General features: G+C 40.0%; 26 protein-coding genes. 19 read left to right on the forward strand and 7 right to left on the reverse strand.

Annotation, left to right across the window (positions count from 1 at the left end):
* Positions 1-108: 108 nt before the first annotated feature.
* The 3 genes from V7161_RS14790 to V7161_RS14800 all read left to right on the forward strand — a co-directional run bounded on the left by V7161_RS14790 (position 109) and on the right by V7161_RS14800 (position 5,353).
* Complete coding sequence (locus tag V7161_RS14790) at positions 109-3,279, forward strand: family 43 glycosylhydrolase (RefSeq protein ID WP_335713759.1); 3,171 nt, start codon at positions 109-111, stop codon at positions 3,277-3,279.
* A 130-nt stretch (positions 3,280-3,409) separates the two neighbouring features.
* On the forward strand, positions 3,410-3,832 hold the full coding sequence (locus V7161_RS14795) for a hypothetical protein (RefSeq protein ID WP_335713760.1): 423 nt from the start codon (positions 3,410-3,412) through the stop codon (positions 3,830-3,832).
* Between the two features lie 273 nt (positions 3,833-4,105).
* On the forward strand, positions 4,106-5,353 hold the full coding sequence (locus V7161_RS14800; protein WP_335713761.1) for an MFS transporter: 1,248 nt from the start codon (positions 4,106-4,108) through the stop codon (positions 5,351-5,353).
* 47 nt (positions 5,354-5,400) lie between these two features.
* On the opposite strand, the gene V7161_RS14805 is transcribed toward V7161_RS14800, so the two are convergent.
* Together V7161_RS14805 and V7161_RS14810 are read right to left on the reverse strand one after the other, a co-directional pair.
* Positions 5,401-5,925 (reverse strand): DinB family protein, encoded by a 525-nt coding sequence (locus V7161_RS14805; RefSeq protein WP_335713762.1) that lies wholly within the window; start codon positions 5,923-5,925, stop codon positions 5,401-5,403.
* 93 nt (positions 5,926-6,018) lie between these two features.
* The gene (locus V7161_RS14810) at positions 6,019-7,536 is read right to left on the reverse strand and encodes an ATP-binding protein (RefSeq protein ID WP_335713763.1); all 1,518 of its coding nucleotides are present in this window, start codon (positions 7,534-7,536) and stop codon (positions 6,019-6,021) included.
* Between the two features lie 149 nt (positions 7,537-7,685).
* Between V7161_RS14810 and V7161_RS14815 the strand changes: the two genes are divergently transcribed.
* The 5 genes from V7161_RS14815 to V7161_RS14835 all read left to right on the forward strand — a co-directional run bounded on the left by V7161_RS14815 (position 7,686) and on the right by V7161_RS14835 (position 11,080).
* Positions 7,686-7,985, forward strand: coding sequence for a phospholipase (locus V7161_RS14815; RefSeq protein ID WP_335713764.1), 300 nt, complete (start codon positions 7,686-7,688; stop codon positions 7,983-7,985).
* Positions 7,986-8,078: 93 nt separating this feature from the next.
* Positions 8,079-8,363 (forward strand): hypothetical protein, encoded by a 285-nt coding sequence (locus tag V7161_RS14820; RefSeq protein WP_335713765.1) that lies wholly within the window; start codon positions 8,079-8,081, stop codon positions 8,361-8,363.
* 70 nt (positions 8,364-8,433) lie between these two features.
* Positions 8,434-8,670, forward strand: a complete 237-nt coding sequence (locus V7161_RS14825) for a hypothetical protein (RefSeq protein ID WP_335713766.1) — start codon at positions 8,434-8,436, stop codon at positions 8,668-8,670.
* A gap of 14 nt (positions 8,671-8,684) precedes the next feature.
* A complete protein-coding gene (locus tag V7161_RS14830) occupies positions 8,685-9,446 on the forward strand; it encodes an SDR family oxidoreductase (RefSeq protein WP_335713767.1) in 762 nt (253 codons plus the stop codon).
* 1,223 nt (positions 9,447-10,669) lie between these two features.
* On the forward strand, positions 10,670-11,080 hold the full coding sequence (locus V7161_RS14835; protein WP_335713768.1) for a hypothetical protein: 411 nt from the start codon (positions 10,670-10,672) through the stop codon (positions 11,078-11,080).
* 37 nt (positions 11,081-11,117) lie between these two features.
* Here the strand turns inward: V7161_RS14835 and V7161_RS14840 are convergent, their stop codons facing one another.
* Positions 11,118-11,297 carry a hypothetical protein gene (locus V7161_RS14840; protein ID WP_335713769.1) on the reverse strand — a complete coding sequence of 60 codons (180 nt, stop codon included), beginning with the start codon at positions 11,295-11,297 and terminating at the stop codon, positions 11,118-11,120.
* 168 nt (positions 11,298-11,465) lie between these two features.
* On the opposite strand from V7161_RS14840, the gene V7161_RS14845 reads away from it, so the two are divergent.
* Positions 11,466-11,981 carry a GrpB family protein gene (locus V7161_RS14845; RefSeq protein ID WP_335713770.1) on the forward strand — a complete coding sequence of 172 codons (516 nt, stop codon included), beginning with the start codon at positions 11,466-11,468 and terminating at the stop codon, positions 11,979-11,981.
* 61 nt (positions 11,982-12,042) lie between these two features.
* Here V7161_RS14845 and kynB read toward each other — a convergent pair whose 3' ends face one another.
* Genes kynB through V7161_RS14860 form a run of 3 tightly spaced genes read right to left on the reverse strand, consistent with a single transcriptional unit; the run spans position 12,043 to position 15,002 of the window.
* On the reverse strand, positions 12,043-12,669 hold the full coding sequence (gene kynB, locus V7161_RS14850; protein WP_335713771.1) for an arylformamidase: 627 nt from the start codon (positions 12,667-12,669) through the stop codon (positions 12,043-12,045).
* Positions 12,670-12,711: 42 nt separating this feature from the next.
* The gene (gene kynA, locus V7161_RS14855; protein WP_335713772.1) at positions 12,712-13,569 is read right to left on the reverse strand and encodes a tryptophan 2,3-dioxygenase; all 858 of its coding nucleotides are present in this window, start codon (positions 13,567-13,569) and stop codon (positions 12,712-12,714) included.
* A gap of 26 nt (positions 13,570-13,595) precedes the next feature.
* The gene (locus V7161_RS14860; protein WP_335713773.1) at positions 13,596-15,002 is read right to left on the reverse strand and encodes an amino acid permease; all 1,407 of its coding nucleotides are present in this window, start codon (positions 15,000-15,002) and stop codon (positions 13,596-13,598) included.
* 349 nt (positions 15,003-15,351) lie between these two features.
* Here V7161_RS14860 and V7161_RS14865 point away from each other — a divergent pair, with 349 nt between their 5' ends.
* On the forward strand, positions 15,352-15,966 hold the full coding sequence (locus V7161_RS14865) for a TetR/AcrR family transcriptional regulator (protein ID WP_335713774.1): 615 nt from the start codon (positions 15,352-15,354) through the stop codon (positions 15,964-15,966).
* Positions 15,967-15,986: 20 nt separating this feature from the next.
* Entirely contained in the window at positions 15,987-16,598 is a 612-nt protein-coding gene (locus V7161_RS14870) for a Crp/Fnr family transcriptional regulator (protein ID WP_335713775.1), read from the forward strand.
* A gap of 7 nt (positions 16,599-16,605) precedes the next feature.
* Here the strand turns inward: V7161_RS14870 and V7161_RS14875 are convergent, their stop codons facing one another.
* The gene (locus V7161_RS14875) at positions 16,606-17,229 is read right to left on the reverse strand and encodes a Crp/Fnr family transcriptional regulator (RefSeq protein WP_335713776.1); all 624 of its coding nucleotides are present in this window, start codon (positions 17,227-17,229) and stop codon (positions 16,606-16,608) included.
* A gap of 220 nt (positions 17,230-17,449) precedes the next feature.
* Between V7161_RS14875 and V7161_RS14880 the strand changes: the two genes are divergently transcribed.
* The 8 genes from V7161_RS14880 (at position 17,450) to V7161_RS14915 (ending at position 24,901) form a co-directional block, all read left to right on the forward strand.
* Positions 17,450-18,931, forward strand: coding sequence for a 4-hydroxyphenylacetate 3-hydroxylase family protein (locus V7161_RS14880; RefSeq protein WP_335713777.1), 1,482 nt, complete (start codon positions 17,450-17,452; stop codon positions 18,929-18,931).
* Positions 18,928-19,485 carry an NADPH-dependent FMN reductase gene (locus tag V7161_RS14885; protein WP_335713778.1) on the forward strand — a complete coding sequence of 186 codons (558 nt, stop codon included), beginning with the start codon at positions 18,928-18,930 and terminating at the stop codon, positions 19,483-19,485. The genes V7161_RS14880 and V7161_RS14885 overlap by 4 nt, the downstream gene beginning before the upstream one ends.
* A gap of 15 nt (positions 19,486-19,500) precedes the next feature.
* Positions 19,501-20,043 carry a 3-hydroxyanthranilate 3,4-dioxygenase gene (locus V7161_RS14890; RefSeq protein ID WP_289987776.1) on the forward strand — a complete coding sequence of 181 codons (543 nt, stop codon included), beginning with the start codon at positions 19,501-19,503 and terminating at the stop codon, positions 20,041-20,043.
* Complete coding sequence (locus tag V7161_RS14895; RefSeq protein ID WP_335713779.1) at positions 20,028-21,038, forward strand: amidohydrolase family protein; 1,011 nt, start codon at positions 20,028-20,030, stop codon at positions 21,036-21,038. Before V7161_RS14890 ends, V7161_RS14895 begins: the two co-directional genes overlap by 16 nt.
* 4 nt (positions 21,039-21,042) lie before the next feature.
* On the forward strand, positions 21,043-21,501 hold the full coding sequence (locus V7161_RS14900) for a RidA family protein (RefSeq protein ID WP_335713780.1): 459 nt from the start codon (positions 21,043-21,045) through the stop codon (positions 21,499-21,501).
* A gap of 15 nt (positions 21,502-21,516) precedes the next feature.
* Positions 21,517-22,977: an aldehyde dehydrogenase gene (locus tag V7161_RS14905; RefSeq protein ID WP_335713781.1), complete on the forward strand. Its 1,461-nt coding sequence runs from the start codon at positions 21,517-21,519 to the stop codon at positions 22,975-22,977.
* A gap of 61 nt (positions 22,978-23,038) precedes the next feature.
* Positions 23,039-23,818 (forward strand): 2-keto-4-pentenoate hydratase, encoded by a 780-nt coding sequence (locus V7161_RS14910; RefSeq protein ID WP_335713782.1) that lies wholly within the window; start codon positions 23,039-23,041, stop codon positions 23,816-23,818.
* Positions 23,819-24,112: 294 nt separating this feature from the next.
* Positions 24,113-24,901: a 2-keto-4-pentenoate hydratase gene (locus V7161_RS14915; RefSeq protein ID WP_335713783.1), complete on the forward strand. Its 789-nt coding sequence runs from the start codon at positions 24,113-24,115 to the stop codon at positions 24,899-24,901.
* Positions 24,902-25,035 lie beyond the last annotated feature (134 nt).

The raw sequence follows: 25,035 nt of genomic DNA on the forward strand, positions 1-25,035 counted from the left end.
CCCGCGGAAAGCGAAGCGCCTGAAGCGGAAATCAACAGGCAAGTTTAACACAGCCTTTGTTTAAAAAACATTAGAGAATTAGAGAATTAGAGAATAGGAGGAACAACTATGAAAAGAATAATAGGAATACTCATGGCAATCATCCTTTTGGCAGGCATGATTAACCTGCCTAAGAATGTTCGTGCGGCAGATCCAACGATGGATGGTCACGGTTTGCTGGGTGAATTCTATAAATCTGAAAAAAATCCTGAAAATCCAGTAGATATTAATGTATTTAAATTTGATAATTTTCGTGGAGAAAGAGTGATTGGAAACTTAAATGGCGATTCCTTTGTGAGTATTTTTAACCAACTTTCAGGAACACCTGACTATAATACCGCACGTTTTACTGGAACAATAGTACCGAAATATTCAGAAGATTATACGTTTCATATGGTAGGTGATGACGGTTTTAGACTTTGGATTAATGGAGAGCTGATCATTGACTTTTGGCAGCAAAAATGGGAAGTCCCACAAGTTAGTGTTCCAGTTTCATTGGAAGCAGGAAAACATTATGAGATCAAAGTGGAATATTTACAGGGCTGGGGCGGCAGCTGGCTGCGTATGGAGTGGGAAAGTCCGAGCCAGAAAAGAGAAATCATTCCAGAATCTGCACTATATTTACCGTCAAACTATTTGATTAAAACGAAAAAAAGTGATTTGACGGCAGAAGTTCAAAAGGTTGATTACTTATCCCAAAACTTTGCTGAAAAGGTAACAAAAGGTAAATTAAAGCAATTAAATTCAAATAAAGCTGCTGCGGAAGATTTGCTGGAAACAATAGATGACAAAAATATTAGTGATAGTGAAAAGCTTGATTTATTAGTAAAGTCGACAGAAAAAATGTCCATTGCACGTTCCGATTTTATGAAAGAAATGGGAGTTACAAGTTCTTCTGTCTATGACAAATTTAACAACCCTCTATATCAAGGACAGGACCCATTTGTGACATATAAAGACGGATTTTATTACTTTGTATCTTCCAGTAACTTGGACTCCAACAATAAGGTTTATGTATCCAAATCCCGCACCCTGACAGACCAAGGAGAAAAGGTAATGGTTTTTGATTCAAAGGGAACACAAACCCGTATATTTGCTCCTGAAATCTTCTTCTTCAATGGCAAATGGTATATTTATTATTGTGCGGACTTAAAAGATTATGGATACAAACATATGGCAACAGTCTTGGAATCCGTTACCGATGATCCACAAGGGGAATATGTTGATAAAGGTGCCTTCTACACTGGGGAAAATGGTGTGTACAAACAAGCAAACGACTTTACCGTATTTGACTATAATGGAAAAATGTATGCTGTTTGGGGGACATTAGGAGCTGGTGAACCAGCTGGTCCGGCTATTGCCCCAATGGATAACCCTTATACGATTACAGCAGATCGCTCATTGTTACCAGGTGGCGGTGGAGAAGGTCCTCGAGTATTACAAAGAGACGGAAAAGTATTTATCACTGTGTCAGAGGGAGACTATCAATCTAATAATTATCGTTTATCTTATTTTATGAATACGGATGGGGATATATTAGACAAGGATTCCTGGTCCCGCAAAAATGATGTTTTTGTTGCTACAAGTGATGTATCTGGTCCTGCAAGAGCAGGTTTTGTCAAGTCGCCAGACGGTAAGGAAGATTGGATGATTTACCATTCACGGGTATATAAAGATACTAGCCGGAACTGGTGGCGCCAGGTGAATATTAAGAAATTTGGTTGGAATGAAGATGGAACACCTAATTTTGGAGAACCTGTTTCTCCTTATAAATGGCAAGAATTGCCCTCAGGTGACCTAGGGCAAGGTGATATGTATCAAGCGGAAGATGCCATTCGCTATGGTGATATTACAAAAGACAATAGCCATAAAAATTATCAAGGCACAGGTTATATCAACTTGCCGAATAAAACAGGTGCTGAAGCAAGTTTTGTTATAAAAGTTAAAAAGAAAGGTGATTATATCGTAGGTGTCAGATATGCTTATGGTGTTCAGGCGAATGGGGAATCTACCAATAACCCTACGACTCAATTGCCTGCAAGAGCAAAAATCAATATTTTTGTAAATGGTATATTTGTAAAAACAATCAATCCGGATAAAACCGCCATCAGCTGGGATGAATGGTTTACGGCTTCTGAGCGTTTAAAATTACAATCAGGTAAAAATGTTATCAGTTATCGTATTGATAATGGGAGTATCGGTAATGTGAATTTGGACCATATAACATTGTATAAGGCGGATGTACCAAATCCAGTTGCTCCTACAGTTACTGCAACTGAAATTACGTTGGATCCCAAAGCTAGCCTATATTTAGGCCAAACATTGCAATTAAATGCAAAAATTGAGCCAGCTAACTATACGAATCCAATCATATGGACTTCCGATAATACAGATGTTGCAGTTGTAAATTCAAAAGGTTTAATAACTGGAAAAACAGAGGGAACGGCCATTATCACGGCCAGCATCGATGGCCATAAAGTTTCTTGTATTGTGTCTGTTAAAAGGAATCCAGCGACTGGTATTTCATTAGATCATGAACATGCTTTTCTCACAATTCCGAACGATGTGAAATTACCATTACATGCAACTGTAAATCCTGTAGATACAACAGATGAAGTCACTTGGACTTCCAGCAATAAAAATATAGCTGAAGTAGATGAAAACGGACTCGTGACTGCAAAGTATGATGGAGAAGCAACGATTACCGCTTCTATAGGTTCCTATAAAGCAGAATGTGTTGTGACAGTTGATGCCGATTCATCGACAGAAAGTAATGGCTTTACAGCTCACTTTGATAACGGAGTAAACGGATTTAGCAGTGGTACTTCTGGACAGGGCTGGGATAGTATTAAATGGACAAAAGATTTTGATGCTACAGCTAATGGAGGTGGATCTGTTGTTTTAGACGGATCTGATGGGGGTTCACCTAATGCTGCACCAAATTCTTGGATTTATCGCAGTTTAAAACTGCCGAAAGACCAATCATATGGTTTAAGCTTAAAATACCGTGATGCACAAGGCGGTGGAGATGCATTGTTACGTGTTCGGGTAGTAAGCAAATATGGAGAAAAAATCCTACAGCCTTGGACTCTTGCTAATGATGATAAATGGCATGAATTGAACTTCGACTTGTCAGAATTTGCGGGTGAATATATCACATTATATTTTGAACAAAATGACAGTAAAGAAGGTGGGGGAGAATTTATCTATTTTGATGATATCATTTTAGAAGGAAAATAGGTCATTTTTTCATCTGCGAAACCTACTCTTTTTACGAACTAAGCGCCCCCTTTTTATACAAAACTCACAGCTTGACTAGGCCCTGAATAAACTATAAAAAGCTGTTTTATGTATAATGGAGGGGAACAACTTGAAGGTTTTTCAAGTAAAGGGAATACCAGAGAATAAAGTTGAGCTATTGGAAATGACACCGGATGGAAAAGTGAAGGTTCGAAATTTAATCAGTAACGATATCATTGAAACGACGCAGCAAGCTTTTGATATGGCATTTGAGCCATCAGAACATACCTTCTTTGCGGTAAAGGAGCAACAAATTACCCAGAAAGCAACAAAGTCGGAAATTGATGCGATGATTGAAAAGTCACAAATTGAAATAATCCAGTTCTTTGGAAAGTGCACCATCGTGAGTGTCCAGCTGCCAAATGGTTTTGTTTTGACGGAATCCTGTGTCTCAGCGAATATAGAATTAAATAAACAGTATTGTTTAGAATGTATTAAAAACAAAATCGTTGAAATGGAAGCTTACAAATTTAAAAGCTTATCAACTGAATAATGCCTTTTTCCAAAAACTACAATATTTCTCTTGATTCTTTGAATAGAATCAAGTACTATAAAACATACGATATAACGAAAGGGTGACCATAAAGCCAATGATCTACTAAACCTATTTTTAGAAAAAAATTTCGGATAAAACGGATATTTTTTCTGGATAGGTTTAGTGCGGGCTTTTATAGGTAATAGGGGAGTACAAGTAATGAACGGTGTACTCTGCCCTGTTGCCTCAAAGTGCCTCCTATCCAGATTGATGGATAAGGAGGTTTTTTTTATGACGGAAACAACAAACCAGGGACTTTCAATAGGGGCATTATTCCGTAATCAAGTCATTCGCACCATTTTGCTTTCGACATTATTTTTGCAAATTGGTATTTGGGTACGAAACTATTCGATTTTATTATTTGTAATCGAGCAGACAAATGAAGATCCGGTGGCGGTCTCGCTTATATCAGTTGCCGAGTTCGCGCCAATCTTTCTTTTTTCCTTTATTGGTGGTACTTTTGCTGACAGGTGGCGCCCAAAACGAACGATGGTTTGGTGTGATTTGCTCAGCGCCGTTTCTATTTTTGTAGTATTATTAACACTCGTGTTAGGAAGCTGGAAAGCGATTTTCTTTGCAACACTGGTTTCCTCGATTCTATCGCAATTTTCCCAGCCTTCTGGAATGAAGCTGTTCAAGCTTCATGTGAGGGAAGAAATGATTCAGATGGGGATGTCCATGTATCAGACGCTGTTTGCGGTGTTTATGATTTTAGGACCAATTATTGGAACGTTTGTTTACCAGCATTACGGCATTAACGCAGCGATTGCGATTATGGGTGTTGCCTTTATTTTATCTGCTTTGATTTTGATGTTGCTGCCGCCTGACCGTGAAATTGAGGGAAATAAAGAAAAAACCACTCTCGTTGAGGAAATGAAGGCAGGGTTCCGCTATGTGCTGAACAGCAAAGCACTTACGTTACTTGGAGGCTGCTTTGCGGCAGCCGGGTTGGCTCTGGGACTGACACAGCCGCTCGCCGTTTTCCTCATTACTGAAAAACTTGGGTTGCCAAAAGAACAGCTGCAATGGCTGATGGCTGCATTCGGCGCTGGTATGATTTTAGGAGGAGGCCTCACGATGGGGCTCGCGAAAAAGACTCCTCCGCAAATTCTGCTTGCAATTGGAATGACCGTGAGTGCCCTTGGATTTTTTGTGATGGGTCTATCGGAGCAGCTATGGATCACGCTGACGGCACAATTCATTAGCGGTTTGTTTATGCCTTGTATTCACATTGGTATTAATACAATGATTTTGAAAAATACCGATGAAGCCTTTATTGGACGCGTCAACGGAATATTGAATCCGATGTTTATGGGGACAATGGTCATCACCATGACTGCGAGCGGCTGGTTGAAAAAGAGCTTATCTCTTGTCGCGATGTATGAAGGTTCGGCCTTACTCTTTTTCGTTGGTGTTTTATTCCTCGTGCCACTGTTCAAAGGCTCTTCGGCTTTAATGAAAAAAGGGGAAGAAGTTTAATCAATAAAAAAGCAGCTATGTACTTTGCATAGCTGCTTTTTTTGAGTTTAATCCTCAAGGTGCTCCAAATAGCTCAATAGTTGAAAAATTTGTCCTCGGTGATGGGCTTCATGTTCAATTAGATGATATACAACCCACTCTGGGGTTACATCGTAGTTTGGCAAAACTCTTGGCTTTCTCCAATCCTCCATGTCCATTGACCGGAAGTGAGAAAGGAAGATTTCACGAATGGAATCCATGCGGTTGAAGTGAGCTTCAATGGTTTCACCTTGAAAATGTGCTAATTCTCCGGAAGAATTCCGGTGTTCTAACGGAAACATAGCTTGTACTTCAGACGGCCATCCTGAACAAAGGACTTCTTCATATAACCAATCTGCTTCAATCAGCGCAATATGGTAAAGCAGGCTTCCGATTGTATGTCTTCCGTCTAGCCTTCTATCAACCAAATCCTGACTCAGTCCAGCTAATCGTTCTTTAATCGTGCGCCGGACATCTTCTAAAGACCAGAGCCAGCGGCCAATTTCTGGTTCATAGCCAGGTAATGGCATCATCAAAAAAGACTTTCTTTTCATCCTATCACTCTCCCATCGCTCAATATTATTCTCTTAAAAAAATTGTATTCCTCCTTTTTGTGCGAAGGAATATTAAAAAAATCGCAGGGGATCCTACGATTTTCTTTCAAATGAAAGAGGAAGGGTAATTTCTACTTCTGTCCCTTCATTTGGCATGCTTTTGATTGAAATATCCCCGCCATACGAATCGATTATCCGTTTACATACAGTTAAACCTAATCCCGAGCCATCTTTCTTCAGTGTGTAAAAAGGATTAAAGGCCTGCGAAATTTGATCCTTCTGCATTCCAACCCCGTTATCCATTACAGTTATTTTACAATTCTTGGATTCTTTTTCTAGTTGGACGGTAAGTTTGCCGCCACTGGGCATCGCATGTATGGAGTTTTTCGTTAGATTGAGTATAACCTGTTTTAAATGATCTTTCACGCAGGAAACAGGCAGATCTTCTTCAGCGTATTGGATGTTCAATTCCACATTCATAAAATTGGTTTCGGAATGAATAATCGGGAAGATCTCCGCGATAATGTCATTGGCATTGTATGTTTTTAGTGAATAAGCTGTCGGTTTGCCAAGTACAAGTAATTCACTCACGATTGCATTAATCCGGTCAATTTCCGTTTGAATGACATCGAAATATCTTTGTGCCGTTTCATCCCTATTTTCCTCACTTAAGAGCTTCACTAATCCCTTAATGCCAGTAAGTGGATTTCTAATTTCATGGGCCGTGCTGGCAGCGAGATTGCCGATTAATTCCAGTTTTTGAATCTCCGTCTGTGCTTTTTCCTTTTTCAACCTTTGATGTAAAAGGACATATTTTGCCAGTAAAAATATGATGTTCGTAATGGTTAAGATTACGGCAAGGCTAATAAAAAAGGTCTTCCAAAAAATGAGTTCATCATCAGAAGCGACGAAGGCAGAAATCGTCCATGGTACTTGAGAAACATTCATGCTTGAGTTAACCGAGTCTTGTTTAGAGATCGAACCGGCCTTTATTAATTGATTTCCGTTTCCATCGTAGACGATAATCATTTCATCTTTTAATAAATTTTGAATTGCTGTCTCTATTTCATCGATTCGTAAGCTGGCAATAAGAACACCTTGAATTTCTCCATGTTCCACAATTGGGGTGGCGATTGAAATGATATATCTGCCGGTTACACGGCCAAAATGTGGCTCTGATATACTGGTCTTCTCTGATTGAATCGCTTCCTGGAAATAATGACGGTCACTTACGTTAACTAAAGAATTGGTTTCGTTCGTGCTAATTAACAGGTCCCCGTTTGTACTTGCCCAGTAGAAACCAGAAAAACGTGGATCCTTCCCCATCGTTTCCCGCAGTATTTTTTCTACACCATTAAGATTATTATTTTGTACCTTGATCGAGGTAGCAAGCATTTCTAGTCTTCCGACCGTTTCACCTAGAAAATGCTCAATAGTCATGGCATGAAAATTGGCATACTCCTGAGCTTTCGCTTTATATTCTCGTTCCGCCACACTTACCTGATGCTGTGCCAAATAAGAACTAATCGCCAAGGAAGGAATTAACGTTAGCAGTATATATATGAGCCATTTATTTTTAAAAAGTAAAGCTAAAAACCGATGGAAAGCCAAAAGGATCTACTCCTCAAATATGTATATACTATTATTTTTTATTATATAACTTTCTGCTAGCACTTGTCTTGAAACTGGGGATTTGCCAATTCATTTTTATCAGACAATCATATTTTAATATAAAGTAATTGATATGGAGGTGGTAAGTTTTGCAAAACAGAAGCCGAAGTGGTCTTTTTTCCTTCTGTATTTTTCCCGGATATCGTTGGTGCGGACCCGGCTGCAGCGGTCCAGGCGCCCCGATTAATGAAGTGGATGCCTGCTGCCAAAAACATGACCAATGTCTAAATAAAGGAATATCATCTTGTCAATGTGATAAAGAGTTCATGGACTGCCTTCATAATAAAAGAAATAGAGAAACTGATAAAGGCCGAAAAGCAGCACTTATGTATGACTTTATGAAAGTGAGAACTTCGTTTACTTGCGGGCAGAGGAAAAGGTTTTTATAATTTTCCTAATTGTGGAAAGATTGCAGGATAGCTGAGCCTATCTGTTGAATATAATTACTTGAAAGGAACCAATTTTAAATTTGGGGGCAATTCATGTTAATTTTTTGGCCTTTTACAATTATTTCGCTCATCCTCGCCATTATTGCCATAGCGTTAAATAAGAGAAAAATTCTTTATATATCCTCCATTCTTATCTTACCCATGTCGCTTTATCTAGCTGCCACTCCACGTTTTGAAGTATGGGGGTTAATTTTTCCCTTATTATATGTTGGTGCAGGAATATCCCTGAAAAAGAAGAAACGCTGGATGGCCTTTTGGTTAGTGGTCCCGATTTTTCTTGCATTCGCTTGGCTGGGATATATTGTGATTAATCAGTAACAGCGATACGTCATTAATGTATCGTTTTTTCTTGTATGATTAGAAAGTTATAAGTTAGGGGGTATTAAGGATGGAAAAAACACACGAAACACAATCTAGTGAAGCATTTAAAGGGATTGATGATAATAAATTGTATACACCTATCGAGGAATTGCAAAAGATAACTGCTGGAGGTGTTTACAAAAGAAACAGCTTTAAATTAAAATCCTTGCCTAAAGGGATTCGCTATATAGGGTATTTTATCATTGGTTTTTGTTTCCTTACTTTTGTAATAGCCATAGTTTCTAAATTTATTTTATTAAAATGAGAAGAGGAAGACTAATGAATTTAGCTGGAAATACAATATTAATTACAGGCGGTGCCTCCGGAATTGGCTTAGCATTTGCAGAACGTTTTATCAAAGCGGGAAGCAAGGTCATTGTTTGCGGGAGAAGGGAAGAAAAGCTGAAGGAAGCAAAAGAAAAATTCCCTGACATTGAGACTCGTGTATGTGATGTAACGAATGAATCAGAGCGGTTGGCGTTATTTGAATGGGTAACAAGTCATTATCCTGAAGTGAATGTTCTTGTGAATAATGCAGGTATTCAGCAGCGCTTCAATATTCTTAAGGCGAACCCCCAAGAGGATTGGAACTACTACAATAATGAAATAACAGCGAACCTGGAAGCGCCCATTCATCTAACAATGCTATTTGCGCCGTATCTTGCTAAAAATGAAAATGGAACTATTATCAATGTAACGTCAGGTCTGGCTTTCACACCAATGGCGATTGCCCCGATTTATTCGGCTACAAAGGCAGCACTGCACTCCTTTACTGTAAGTTTAAGATTGCAGCTTTCGGAAACTTCGATTAAAGTGATTGAAGTGGCTCCTCCTGCGGTAAATACGGATTTAGGCGGTGTGGGCTTACATACTTTCGGTGCCGATTTGAATGAATTCGCAGATGCCATTTTTAAAGGGCTGAAGGAAGGTAAACTTGAAATTGGTTTTGCCAGATCGGAGAAAGCATTGCGGATGTCGAGAGATGAAATTGATGAAGCAGTAATCGGAATTTATGAGAATACGAAGAACTCAATCAAATAGAGGCTAACAAAAGGGCTCGCACATAAAATGTGCAGCCTTTTTTCGTTATTTAGGATGAGCTAACGTTTTGAATTGTTTTTGTATACATATTCCATTTCGCAGAAATAATTCCTTCTTCTGAAGCAACTAACCAAACTGAGATGGCGGGAAAATTGGATTCGGCCAGTTGCGGAAAAAGTATTGCCACTCTTAGCTGATGGCCGCTTAAAAATAAATATCGGCCACCATTCCTATTAGCAGAAGCCGCAAAAGGGATTTAGTTGAAAATCGGATGAGTACGGGAAAAGTCTTGCTGGATGTCGGGGAATGAATTTATCGTATTTTTTAGATTCGCCGATATAATTGAAAATTCGCCGATAAAGTGGAGGAATTCGCCGATAAATTTGCAGATTCGCCGATAAACTTTAAAAATTCGCCGATAAATTATTAGCTAATTTGCTAAAGTATAATTTTATACTGGAAAATGACTTTTAAGGAGTATTAAAACCAAATAAATTTACTAAAACATCCTTTTATTAAAAGAAAATTATAAGAATGGTGATTTTTTTAATTTAAAAGACTATTTTATAAGAGTATTTTTCGGGTTATTGACCCACGGGATTGTTTTCGGTTTAGCTACTATTTTTTCATTTTGACTGGTTTCAGAAAGGAATTCGCAGCCTTTTCATTTTACCAACTGTTTTTGTTGGCTGTTGAGGGGGCTGGTGTTTTTATAAAAGAAGGATTAATGAAAAAGTCAAAAACTGATTTGCTTTGGCATCTCTATTTTTTACGAGCAGATTATCTAAATATGATTTGGACAGTATACTTAATAAGATTTTTCTCATATTGAAACAAGGTGAGCAAATTGATGGAATAAGCTTCTTTCTAATATTAGGAGTTATTTGCATCTGGATTTCATTACTTTTCCTGTTCTCTGATTAAAAAATACATCACTTAAAAGGAAAAACGGAGTGCCTTTTTTGATTTTTATTGGATCCATTTTTCGACTTAACATCATTATTTTATTTTGGGCTATTATCAACATTATTTGGCCTAAGGCTGCTTAAAATATTATGAGTGATTTCACATATTAATAGGGCATTTACCTATTTAAGAATAGATTGTTCATTTTCAAATTCTTTAATCCAATACATGTACTACCTCAATTATCCAATCATAAGCCCTTCCTTTTTAGCCGAAAATAATATGGCTCGCTCATTCAGACAAAGGGGGAAATGGCGTTGAAATGGCAAAAATCAATACTTTCAATGATTCAGCAGCGTCAAGACAAAAAGGTTGCCTTAGCCGTGGATACTTCCACCAACGAGGCTCCAGCCATCCTTATTAATAACATAGTGAAACTGTTTGAACAGCTAAAGCCAGATACGATATTGGTTCAAGCGGATTTTAAAATTAGAAGCATTACTCCCGTAAAAAGTGATACGATCAAATATCATACACATGGGAAATCTTCCTATACATTAGTGCTTGAGTGGGCAAAAGAAGAGAAAGTAGATACACTGTTTTATATAACGGACGTAACCGGATTTTTTTCTGAAGAGATGGAGAAGGTCGATTTTGAATTATTTTGGCTGGTACCTGGGGCATTTTTACCACGGGTTCCATTTGGTAAAGCAATTAAAGTGGCATAAAAAGCAAATCCCTCACAATTTTGTGGGGGATTAATATTTAATGTCTTATGTAAAAAATTACAAGAGAAATCAGGCCGGCACCAACCATAGCTAATAGCAATTGAATCGGCTTTGATAATTTATATCCTTTTTCAATTATATACTCTTTTGCCTTTTCCTCTATTGTTATAATGGCAACAATCCCAATAAACCCCAAAGCTATATAAAACCAGGTCATGTACAAACACCATCCCTAGGACTAATGTTACTTATTAGACGAAAATACTGCCCATTTTGTTTCCAAATTTTGTGCTTTTTTTAAAAAGCAGGTAAAAAATACCCACTTATAAAAACAGCACTTATAATGAGATAGAGAGGTGAAAATAGAGTCCTTGGAGGGTATTAAATGAAAGTGAGACTTTCCGAATTTAATGAAAGCTGGGGGATAATGTTCCAAAAGGAGGCAGAATTTCTCAACACCATTTTTGGGGAGGAAATAATCGGATTCGAACATTTTGGCAGTACGTCTGTCCAGGGCTTAAAGGCTAAGCCTGTTATCGACATGATGTGTATCGTAAAAGACATTGTAAAGGTGGATTTATTCAACAACAAAATGAGTGAACTTGGATATGATGTTGCCGGAGAATGGGGCATTCCAGGCAGAAGATTATTTCGAAAGGGCGGGGATAACAGAACTCATCATATTCATTTTTATCAATTCGATAATCCCCAAATCGAACGTCATTTAATTTTTCGGGATTATCTTCGGAACCATCCAGAGGAAGCAGCAAGGTACAGCCGCTTTAAAGAAAACTTAGCTGAGCGATATGAAAATACGAGTGACTACAGCCCAGCAAAGAAATCATTTGTAAAGGAAATGGAACAGCATGCTCTTGCTTGGTATGCACAGAGACCATCCTGAAAATTTCAAAAAACAGTACAAAAAAAGACGTCTGCTCAGCATACGTCTTTTTCCGTCTATTTTAATCCATTTTACGCAAAACCGCACGGACTGGACTCCCATCCGCCTCCACTAATGGAAGGGGAAGAGCAGCCAATTCATAATCCCCAGGAGCGACTTCGTCTAGTACAAGTCCTTCCAAAATGTGAATGTTATGACGGGTAAGCTCATGGTGGGCAGACAGTTCTTTACTGTCGATTTGATCCACTGACGGCAAATCAAGGCCAATCAGGCGGACTCCAAGTTCTGAAAGATAAGAAGCCAATTCGGGTTCAATCGGGGGAATCGACTCTGGAAAAACACTTCGATCCTTCCAGGCATCCGTCCGAATTAATAAGCGTGTTACCCCTTTAAGATTCATACCGGCAAGGTCCTTTACACCAATGCTGGTCGTTTCCTGTAAATGAATGACCCGTGCCTCGCCCATATATAAATCTAGATCCAAATCGATTACTTTTTTTCCATCGTTATCAAAATGGAAAGGAGCGTCAATATGAGTACCGGTATGAGCACTCATTGTAATCTGTCCTACATTAACAGAACCACTTTCTTCTTTACTCCAACTGACTTTGTAGTTGAAGGGTGTATCTCCTGGCCAGACAACGATATTGTTGTCAAGGCGCTGCGAAACATCAATCCATTTACTCACTCTTACAGCCTCCAACACTTCAGATTCAACTTCCTCATTATGCTACAACTTAGTTCGAAGACTCAATAGCTCCGGGAAGAATTGCTGGTCAAGAACTCGTTTCAAATAGGTAACACCAGAAGAGCCGCCAGTACCCATTTTATGGCCAATAATTCTTTCGACTGTTGTCATATGATTAAAACGCCATAATTGCTGCTGATTGCCAATGTCGACCAGCTTCTCAGCCAGTTCATACAAATCCCAGTATTGATCAGTATTACGGTACACATGGAGCCATGCTTCTTCCACGCTGGCATTTGGTTCATAGTTTTGCGACCAGTCGCGGTTCAAGGCTTTTTCATCTACTGATAAACCATGTGCCACAAGCGCTGAAATCGCAGCATCATAAATACTTGGAGCATGAAGTGATTCCATTAGACGGGCATATAACTCCGGCTGATGCTGATAAACTGCAAGTGTATGGGCATTTTTGTTTCCGAGCGCAAATTCTATCAAACGGTTTTGATAGGATTGGAATCCAGAGGAATGTCCCAATTTATCCCGAAATTGCATATATTCAGCCGGTGTCAAAGTGGATAGGACACTCCATGATTGAATCAGCTGCTGCTGTATTCTGGATACACGTGACAGCATTTTAAATGATGGTTCCAAATCATTACGTTTGATACATTCAATCGCCGCATTCATCTCGTGTAGAATAAGCTTCATCCATAATTCGCTTGTTTGATGAATAATAATAAACAGCATTTCATCGTGATGATCAGAAAGCCGATGCTGACTTGATAAAATTTGCTCAAGGTGAAGATAATCACCGTAAGACATTTCTTTTTTAAAATCTAATTGAATTTCCTTTTCGAGATTCGATGTTTTATTTTCTTGTAGATTATCCAGGTTGCTCATAACATTTTCCCTCACATTCCATTAATCTATTTAATTTGTTCTTCCAAAGAATCCTGCTGTGATAGATTATTCATGTTTCTTTTATGAAAAAAGAAATATGCCACACATAAAAAGACTAACCAAGGTATTCCAAACTGCAGTAAAATTTTGAAATCGGTAAACCATGTGGTAATCATTAAACTTACAAGAAGTACTGCTCCTAAAATGGTCAAATAAGGGAAGCCCATCATTCTGACTGGTAACTTGCGTCCGCCTGATTTTTCCCACATTCTTCTGAAAAATAAATGAGAAACAAAGACCATTAACCATGTAAATAAGGCACCGAACATCGAAATTCCCATCATGAAGGCATAGGAAGTGCCAGGGAATAACGCGCTTACCACTGCTGCCACAATAATTCCAAGAGTGGAAACGGACAGCGCTGCCCCCGGAACACCTTTTTTGTTTAATTTGCCTAAGAACGCAGGTGCAAAATTACTGCGGGATAATGAAAATACCATCCGTGTTGAAGCATATAACTGGCTGTTCATGGCGGATAATGCAGCCGTTAAAATAATAAAATTCATAATTCCAGAGGCTCCAGGGATATTCAAAATTTCCATAACTTTAACAAACGGACTTTTATCGACTCCTGCCGCTTTCCAAGGAACAATCATTAACATGATCGCCAGTGTTAATACATAGAAAGTAGACAAACGGAAAACTGTTGCTTTTAAGGCTTTCGGAACAGCAACATCGGGGTCCTTTGCTTCCCCTGCCGTAACCGCAATCAATTCAGTCCCTAAGAAGCTAAAAAGGGAAATAAAGATGGCAATCCATACTCCATTCCAGCCAAACGGGAGAAACCCACCGTCATTGACAAAATTCTCTGCACCCATTTTTGGATGATCAGATGTTCCAAATAAAACATAGGCTCCAAGAATGATAAATCCGACAATAGCACTAATTTTAATCATCGAGAACCAATACTCAAAGGTTGCAAAGGTATTGACGCTTGTAGCGTTTACGTAAATTAACACAGCTCCAAATAGTAATATCCAGACCATTCCTGGCACTGTCGGGAACCAGTATTTCATATAAACAGCGATGGCACTTACTTCTACGCCAACAGCCAGTACATTCGCAATCCAATACGAGTAGCGCACAAGAAAGCCTGCCATTGGATGAATATATTTTTCTGCAATAACGCCGAAGGATCCTGAAGCCGGGTGTGCAACCGTCATTTCAGACAAACATCCCATAAGAAGAAGGACAATAAAGGCACCAACCGCATAGCTGATTAAAACACCTGGTCCTGCTGTTTGAATGGCGAGCCCGCTGCCGAGGAAGAGCCCCGTTCCGATGGCGCAGCCCATCGCAATCATCGTGAGCTGGCCTGTTTTTAATTCCCTCTTTAAACCTTTTTCTGGTCCATTTGTATTCATATTCGTCATACTTTCCCACCTTCCCTTGTTTTATCTTCAATTTTCATTCATACTGCTTTTAATCATAATGGAATTTTGAGAGTTTAGCTGTTTTTTTTAAAATTGATAGAGTTTCACTTCTTTGGAACCGCTTACAAATGATTTTCGACAAAGGATGCCATTAGTGAAAAAATCTACCTTGATCAAAACCCTCCTTTTTCCATAATTCAAAGTGAATCATAACAAGGAAAATGACATGATGTCAATAATACATTTCAGAAAATTATAAATGTTATATCACTACGAGTTCTTTTTTTATAAAAACTTTTATTTTCAGAGGAATCCTTATATGCTGTAAATAGAAACAGGAGGAATTGGAATGACGGATGAAAAAGTGATAGATAAACGGCATTTGCGCTCAATCAAAACACGGGAAAAGTTATTAGAAGCAGCTAAAGAGGTATTTCTTGAAGATGGCTTTCATAAGGCAACCATTTCACAAATGATCAAAAAGGCCAATATTGGGTACGGAACGGCATATGTTCATTTTGAAGGGAAGGAAGACATATTAATTGTTTTGATGGAGAATGTCATGGAGAAGTTCTATGAAATTGCTGAGGTTTCCTTTTTTCCAAAAACCAAAAAGGAAGCTATGGAGATTATCCTAGAGCAAGCCACTGCATTTTTGAAAATGGCAGAAACAGAACGTAACATGATGCAGGTATTCGAGCAGGCGATTGGCATTTCGACCGCCATCTCAAACAAATGGAAGGCGATTCGAGAAAAGTTTATTCAGCGAATTTCAGAGGATATTGCCTACGCTCAAGAAAGCAGACTGGCCAGACCGGAGTTAAATCATAAGCTCGCAGCCAGAGGATGGTTTTTCACAAATGAAATGTATCTATGGGAAATTGTCCGGAACGAACATCTCGATACTGTAGAAGAAGTTGCGAAAACAATCACGGCTATTTATACTAGGGGACTTTATCTCTAAAAAGGTGAAAGGGTGATAAAATGCAGGAGCTTCGCTATAAGTGGGAACCATTTTTAAAATATGGCCAGCGGTTTGAGGTAGAAAAAAATAAGGTCATCTATCGCCAAGGGCACAGTGGAAAAGGATTTTATTATCTCAGCATCGGCGAAATAAATATCACCCTTCTGTCGGAAAAAGGGAATGAACGGATCATAAATGTTGTGCCGCCAGGGATGCTGTTTGGAGAACATGGTGTCCACCAGGAACCTTATTTGACAAGTGCCACCGCAGCCTGCCCCTCAATGATCTATTTCTTTTCTGATGAGGCAGCTGCAGCTATTTACGCGGAACATCCGGAGGCCTCTGTGATTTATACTGACTCACTAATCTACAAATTTAGAACTTTAGCAGAAATCCTTTCGCTCATCGAAAGTCCAGTGGAACAACAAATGGCTTATTATTTGTTAAAACTGTCGGAGGAAAATGGCAACGCTTCCATGAATCAAACTTCTTTTGCAAAGTACATTGGTACGTCCCGCATTACCCTCAATAGGGTGATTCAAAAGTGGAAGCAGGAAAACTATATCACCCTTCATAATCGTCAAATTGTGATTAAAGATATGGAAAAAATAAAAGCGATTGCAAACCAATAATAGATTTCTAGTTAACCAGGTTTCTTAAGAAATCTGGTTTTTTTATATAGTATTTTCGATTCATAATCTCGATGATGCCATCCTCTTGCCATTGTTTTAACACTTTGTATACTGTGATTCTTGTTAATCCTGTGCAGCTGGCAATGTCCTGCTGTGAAATAGGGATCTCGTAATTTTTAAATTCATAACAAATATTGTGCAAAAGAAGGGCGATTTTTTGTTCGGATGTAAGCGTATCTAAATTAATGCGATCTAATAAAATTTTCATTTTGTGAATAACCGTACGCGAAAAGAGTGGAACTAGCTTAGGGTGCTCTTTAAGGAGTGTTTTAAATGTTTCACAAGGAAAATGATAAACGACGGAATCCTTTACGGCGATGGCGGTTGTGAAATGCTGCCTTTGATCCAGCGACTGGACGCCTATGAGCTGATTCGGAATCACAATGTTTAAGATTCGCTCCTTGCCTGATGCATTTACACTGACAATCCTCACTAAACCCTTCTTAAGAAAATAAAACCCATCCCCACAGGTCCCTTGACTGTAGATGGCTTCCTTTCTCTTAAAGAACTGCCTCGTTCCAAACTGTAAATAGCTGTCCCAATCAAAAACATGTTCATATAGTGTGGCCATAGTGTTACCTCCAAAAATATTTTTGGATGCCCTACTCAGATGTCTTCTGTTTTTCACTTTTATCATAGTTGAAATCAAAGGGATTATCCATTGATTAGATTTATTATTTAGATAATTAAAAATATAAAATCAAAAAATATGTTAAATAGGCTACACTTTCATTTTGTGGAAGCGGTTACAATTTGGTTGTAAATTTCCGTAAATCAAGGAGGCCCAAACGATGGGAATTAGAACAGGTAATCAATATATTGAATCCGTAAAATCCAGAAAACCTGATGTGTGGCTGCATGGCAAAAAAGTGACCAATTTATTTGATGAACCGGTTTTTAAACAGCCAATTCTGGAAATTGCCAAATTATATGATCTGCAGCATAACCCAGAGTACCAAGATAGAATTACCCATATATGCGAAGAAACTGGCGAGAGAGTCAATAACGCTTTTTTAGTGCCAAAAAGCTATGAAGATTTAATGAAACGCCGAGAAGTTTTTGAAGTGTTTGCAAAGGCAACCTTTGGGCTAATGGGCAGAACACCGGACTTTTTAAATGTTGTTGTGACGTCGATGTACTATAATTCTTGGTTTTTTGAAAAATACAATCAAAATTGGGCTGAAAACATCCGTAATTATTATAAATATCTTCGTGATCATGACTTGTTTTTAACTCATGCGATTATCAATCCGCAAAATGACAGAAGTAAGACCTCACACGAACAAAAGGATACTTATACCCACCTGGGGGCAGTAAAGGAAACTCCGGATGGTTTAGTCGTAAGAGGAGCCAAAATGCTGGCTACGCTTGCTCCGATTACAGATGAAGTCATCATTTACTCGTTCCCTGGCTTTAAACCGGGTGATGAAAAGTATGCTCTTGCCTTTGCGATTCCAATTGAAACACCGGGGTTAAAAATTATTTGCCGGGAACCGATGCAGGATGGAACTCGTTCCCTCTTCGATCATCCATTAGCGTCAAGATTTGAGGAAATGGATGCCCTGCTCGTTTTTGAAGATGTTGTCGTTCCTTGGGACCGAGTCTTCCTCTATAACAATGTTGAAGCAGCGAATAAGCTGTACCCAATGACTGGAGCAGGCCAGCAGCCGGCACACCAATCGGGTGTTAGAGGACTGGTAAAGTTGCAATTTGCCACGGAAGTAGCTATGAAGCTAGCGGATTCCATTGGAGTCGATGTCTATTTAAATGTCCAAAATGACCTTGGCGAATTGATCCAATCGCTAGAATCCATCAGAGCGTTATTACGAGTTGCCGAAGTGGAATATACGATGACAGAACACGGTGAAGCAATGCCAAGTTATATTCCTCTTGAAACGATTAGAGGACTGCTGCCGACGATGTACCCAAGGGCCATTGAAGTGATGCAGATTATTGGGGCTGGCGGGCTGTTAATGTCCCCAACTGGCGCCGATTTTGAAAGTGAGCCATTAAAGGATGCGATGGAAAATTATTATGTGGGAAGAGAAGGAGTGTCTTCCTTAGACCGTGTAAGTCTGTTCAAGCTTGCATGGGATTTATGCGGAGAAGCGTTTGGTCAGCGTCTGCTTCAATACGAGCGCTATTATACAGGAGATCCGATCCGTAAACGGGCGATTTTTTACAATAATTATAAGCGTACGCATTCGCCTGATATGGTTGAAGAGGCATTGCAGGTAAGTGTATTAAATAAAGGATTGGAGAGCCAAGTATGAAATTATTAGGTATTTCAGGGACGATTATTGGGGCAAAAACAGGAATTCTCGTCAGAAGAGTATTAGAAGAAGTGAAGCAGAAGCACCCGGAAATCGAAGTGGAGTATTTAGATCTGATGGACTACGAGGTTCAATTTTGCGACGGACGCAATCCTTCCGCCTATTCCGAGGATACAAAGACGGTGATTCAAAAGGTTACTTCTGCTGATTTTTATATATTTGGAACACCGATTTTTCAAGGCTCCATCCCTGGACCGTTAAAAAACTTGTTTGACTTAATCCATCCAAACGATTTCCGAAACAAAGTGATGGGATTTGTGGCAAATGGCGGAACCTACCAGCATTATCTGGTCATTGAAAATCAATTAAAACCGATTGCAGGTTACTTCCGTGCTTTTGTCGCACCAGGCTATGTTTATGCGAACAATGAGCATTTTAACCAGAAAAATGAAATTGTTGACCCTGATTTGCTGCGGAGGATTTCCGATTTGGCAGATGAAGTGGTCCAAATGCAAAAAGCCCTTAAACAAAATTTAGAAATTGTAAGAGGATAGAAGGGAGAAGAGGAAATGACAAAAACTCAGTTTTTACCGATTAATCTAATGAAATTTATTGAAGAGAATAAGGATCAACTTCAGCCTCCTGTTAATAATAAAGTGATTTGGAAGGATGCGGAATTGATGGTGATGCTTCTTGGCGGACCAAACAAAAGACGTGATTTCCATGTTGATCCTTCAGAAGAAATCTTCTATCAAATTAAAGGCAGCTGCTACGTGGAAGTCATCAATCAGGAAGGAAAACGTGAGGTTGTTGAGGTAAAAGAGGGGGAAATGTTCCATCTCCCTGCCAATGTGCCCCATTCACCGCACCGAGTGGCAGATACGATTGGTCTTGTCATTGAACGAAACCGTGCACAAGGAGAACTGGAAGATTTCGTCTGGTTCTGTGATGAGTGCGACCATGAAATGCATCGAGTAAAGATTCAATTAACCAATATCGAAGTGCAAGTTAAAGAAGCTATTGCCGGTTTTAACGGCAGCCGTGAGCTAAGAACATGCATGAATTGCGGTCATGTAATGCCGGAAGAAGCGAGTGAATGGAAATGCGAGTAGACTTTCATACGCATATTATTCCTGAGAATTGGTCTGAGCTGACTCAGCATTTTACGGGAGAAAAATGGCCGAAGCTTGAACGGACCTGTACCTGCGGCGCCAATATTATGGTCGCTGGTAAGGTATTTCGAGAAGTCACCGATCAAGTTTGGAGTCCGGAGAAGCGAATTTATGATATGGAGCGTGAATCGGTTGATATCCAAGTACTTTCACCGATTCCAGTAACGTTCTCCTATTGGGCACCTGCCGAAGAAGCGGAAAGATTAGCACGGATTCAAAATGATTTCATTGCTGAAACTGTCAATCAGTATCCAACTCGATTTATTGGATTAGGGGCTGTGCCACTGCAAAATGTTGATATCGCCATTCGTGAAATGGATCGCTGCATCCACGAATTAGGGTTAAAGGGCATTGAAATTGGTACTAATGTAAACGGTGTTAATTTGGATGATCCTTCTTTCATCGAGTTTTTCGAGATGGCAGAAAAATGGGAGGTTCCCCTCTTTATTCATCCTTGGGAAACGTTAGGAAAAGAGCGGATGCCGCGTCATAATTTGATGTACACAGTGGGGATGCCGAGCGAAACAGCTCTTGCGGGTGCAAGTCTTATTTTAGGAGGAGTCATCGATAAATTCCCTAAGCTAAAAATTTGCTTTGCGCACGGCGGTGGATCCCTTCCATACCTTTTGCCAAGACTTGATCAAGGCTGGAAGGTCTGGCCGCATTTACGTTTGCTCGATAAACCGCCAAGCTATTATGCGAAAAACTTTTACTTTGACTCTTTAGTCAATGATCCTATTAATCTCCGATACTTAATTGAAAATTTCGGTCATGAAAAAATAATCATGGGCTCTGATTACCCTTTCCTGTTAAGAGAAGTGCCGCCTGGAAAAGTGATTGATGAAACGCTGGGACTCACGCAAGAACAAACAGAAGCCATGCTCGGAAAAAATGCGCTGCGATTCTTAAATATTCCTGTAAAGGCTGGAGTGTGACATGATGGAAAATCAAATTCTTACACCTGAAGATAAATTAGCAGAACTTGGGCTGACCTTGCCGGCGCTTCGACCTGCCTCAGGGAATTATGTGAGCTGCGTTCGGACTGGAAATCTTATTTTTACATCAGGTCAGGGGACGAATGAGTTCCGCGGCCAATTGGGGAAGGATGTCACCATTGAAGTCGGCTATGATGCCGCAAGACAATGTATGTTAAATCTCCTAAGTGTTATTAAAAATGAACTTGGTGAATTAAGCAAAGTGAAGCGGATTGTGAAAATATTAGGTTTTGTCAACAGCACACCTGATTTTGTCGATCAGCCGAAAGTGATGAATGGTTCTTCCGATTTACTTGTTCAGGTATTTGGCGAAAGAGGCAGACATGCCAGATCGGCTGTTGGAATGGCCCAGCTTCCACACAATAATGCAGTGGAAGTTGAAATGATCGTAGAAGTAGAGTAACAGGAGGGGATAGGGATGAACTTAACCCAGCAACAAGTAATCAAGGATGCAAAACTCTTCATCAATGGAGAATATAGGGATGCTTTCTCAGGTGAAACCTTTGATACCATCGATCCTTCCACGAATCAAAAGCTTGCTTCGGTTGCCAAGGCAAATGAAGAAGATGCTAAATATGCCATTGAAGTGGCACAGCGGACGTTTGAAAGCGGCATATGGAGCGAAATGCCTGTCGCGGAACGGTCGAAGATTTTGTGTAAAATGTCTGACTTGGTCATGGAGCGAGTTGATGAATTAGCACTCGTTGAAACACTAGATGTTGGAAAACCTATTAAAGAGAGCCGCGGCTTTGATATTCCAAGGGCTGCTGCCAATCTCCGTTTTTTTGCGGAAATGGCCAATTATATTCATCATGAACACTATGATCAAGCAAAATATATGTCATATTCCAAGTATGCACCTGCAGGCGTAACCAGCTTAATTATTCCGTGGAATCTTCCGTTTATGCAAATGACCTGGAAGGCATCGGCGGCATTGGCAGCGGGGAACACGGTTGTGGTGAAGCCGGCATCCTATACACCGCTAAGTGCCGTCATGCTTGGAGAAATTGCTAATGAAGCAGGACTGCCGCCTGGTGTATTGAATATTATTACTGGACCTGGCGGAACAGCCGGAACAACGATGACCAACCACCCATCGGTTCGCCGCATATCCTTTGTTGGAGACAGTACAACTGGCCGGACGGTAATGCAAAATGCCGCTTCCCAATTAATTCCGGTTTCATTGGAGCTTGGCGGTAAATCTGCGAACATAGTGTTTGAAGATGCCGATTTGGATGAAGCAGTAGCGGGATCCATCGAAGCCATTTTTCGAAACCAGGGTGAAATTTGCTTAGCTGGCTCTAGACTTTTGGTGCAAGAGAGTGTTTACGATCTATTCCTGGATAAATTTTTAAAGGCTGTTCGAAAAATTAAGGTAGGAAATCCGCTGGATGAAACGACCGATATGGGAGCATTAGTATCAAAAGGTCACTTGGATTCTGTTGATCAATATGTTCAAATCGGCCTTTCTGAAGGAGCTAAACTGGCAATTGGCGGAAAAAGAATGCTAGAATTAGGCCAAGGAAATTTCTACGAGCCAACGGTTCTTTATGATGTAGATAACAAAATGAGAGTGGCTCAGGAAGAAATTTTTGGCCCTGTCCTTGTCGTCATTCCATTTAAAACAGAGGAAGATGCCATTCGAATTGCCAATGATTCCATCTATGGGCTTGCTGGTGTGGTTTGGACCAATGACCTTCGCCGGGCCCACCGTGTTGCGGCTAAAGTCAACTCTGGTTTGCTTTGGATTAATTGTTGGTATTATCGCGATTTACGAACACCATTTGGCGGGGCAAAAGCGAGCGGCATTGGCCGTGAAGGCGGCCGTCATAGTTTTGAATTTTATACAGAAGCAAAAACAATTACATTGAAGCTTTAGGGCAGAATCGAAGAGTGCTTTTAAGGCACTCTTTATGAGTTCATATAGAAAGAGTGAGTGTATGAATCAGGTAGTGGACAAAATTGTGGAAAGTCTTTTAGAAGCGGAGCGCACGAAGAATGCTATCGCTCCTCTTACTGTGGAGTATCCTGAATTAAAGGTAGAGGATGCCTATAAGATTCAACTTGAGGTTATGGCTAAAAAAGTAAATCAGGGCAGTAAGGTCATTGGGAAAAAGGTTGGTTTGACCAGCGTGGCGATGCAGCAAATGCTGGGAGTAGACGAACCAGATTATGGTCATTTGTTGGAAGAAATGAAGGTGGAAGATGGAGGCATCGTTAAGGTTGAGGGCTTGATTAGTCCAAAAGTGGAAGCTGAGATCGGCTTCATTCTTGGCGAGGACTTAAAAGGACCGAATGTCACGTTTTTGGATGTCCTTATGGCCACAAAGTACGTGGTGCCAACACTTGAGATTATTGATAGCCGGATAGAGGATTGGAAGATTCAATTAGTCGATACGGTTGCCGATAACGGTTCTTCCGCAATGGTGGTGACCGGTAATCAATTAACTCCGATTGACGGAATCGATTTGCGAACTGTTGGAATGGTGATTTTTCAAAATGGGGAAATGGTTGAAACCGGTTCTGGTGCTGCTGTTCTTGGACATCCCGCTCAAGCTGTCGCCTGGCTCGCGAATAAACTTCATGAATTTGGTATTACGCTTAAAGCCGGCGAATTAATCCTTCCAGGTGCGCTGACAAAGGCCTTGCCTGTTCGGGCGGGCGATCAATTCTCTGCACATTTCGGTTCACTTGGATCAGTTTCGGTTACTTTTGAGTAGGGTTTGATAGTAGTTTTATACTTTTACAACGTCTACGTGACTGTAAAGGCTAAGGGACCAAGAAAAGGGTAACGTAGGAAGAGTCTACGTGACCGAAAAGGTTCAGGGACCAAGAAAAGGGTAACGTAGGAAGAGTCTACGTGACCGAAAAGGTTCAGGAACCAAGAAAAGGGTAACGTAGGAAGAGTTTACGTGACCGAAAAGGCCTTATTACAGCGAAGAGGGTCACGAAAAAATTTTTACGCGCCAAACTTTTCATAATTGGTGAAGGGCCGCAAATTGGAGGTATAGATAATGACGTTAACCAGCGGTGTTGACTTAGAAATTGTAGATTATTTGTATTCGGCAGAAAAAGAGCGTCGGGAAGTGGTTAAGGTTACGGATGAATACCCGGAATTAACCATCGATGAGGCTTATCTTATCCAAGAAAAACTCATCCAAAGAAGAGAAAATGATGGGGCGCGCCGAATTGGGTTAAAGCTCGGACTTACCAGTAAGGCTAAGCAAGAAATGATGGGGGTACATGAAGCAATCTATGGTTATTTGACCGATGATATGCTTGCCCTTGAATGGGAACCGCTTGATTACAATAAATTCATCCATCCAAAAGCAGAACCTGAAATCGCCTTTATGATTGCAGAAGACCTGCAAGGAACCAATATTACAGCAGAGGACGTGCTGCGGGTTACTAAATATGTGGCCCCGGCGATCGAAATCATTGACAGCCGTTACTTAAATTTTAAGTTTACCCTGCCAGATGTGGTTGCCGACAATTGTTCCTCATCAAGCTTTTTTATTGGGAGTAAGTGGATGTCGCCGAAAGTTTTAAATTTGGCTGATATCGGTATGGTAATGTCAAAGAACGGGCAAGTTTCCCAAACCAGCTCAAGCGCAGCTGTGCTAGGACATCCCGCTACATCAGTTGCCTGGGCAGTTAATAAGCTTGGGGAAGCAGGAAAAGGAATTAAAAAAGGGGATATCATCCTTAGCGGAGCCGTGTCCGAAGCGATTTCTTTTGAACCAAAAGATTCCATTCTTGTACAATTTGCTGAATTAGGCAGTGTTGCATTTACGTGTAGGTAATCTGATTTTTTCAGAATATTTTCTATCAAAATCACTAAACCATTAATATTTCCCAAGGCTATTATGAAACTAGCCTTGGGTTTTTTAATAGATTCGACAAAATTCTAGTAGTGAGAGTGGTTGCCCCCCTTATA

Source organism: Neobacillus drentensis (assembly GCF_036965425.1).
Lineage (GTDB): Bacteria > Bacillota > Bacilli > Bacillales > Cytobacillaceae > Neobacillus > Neobacillus drentensis_F.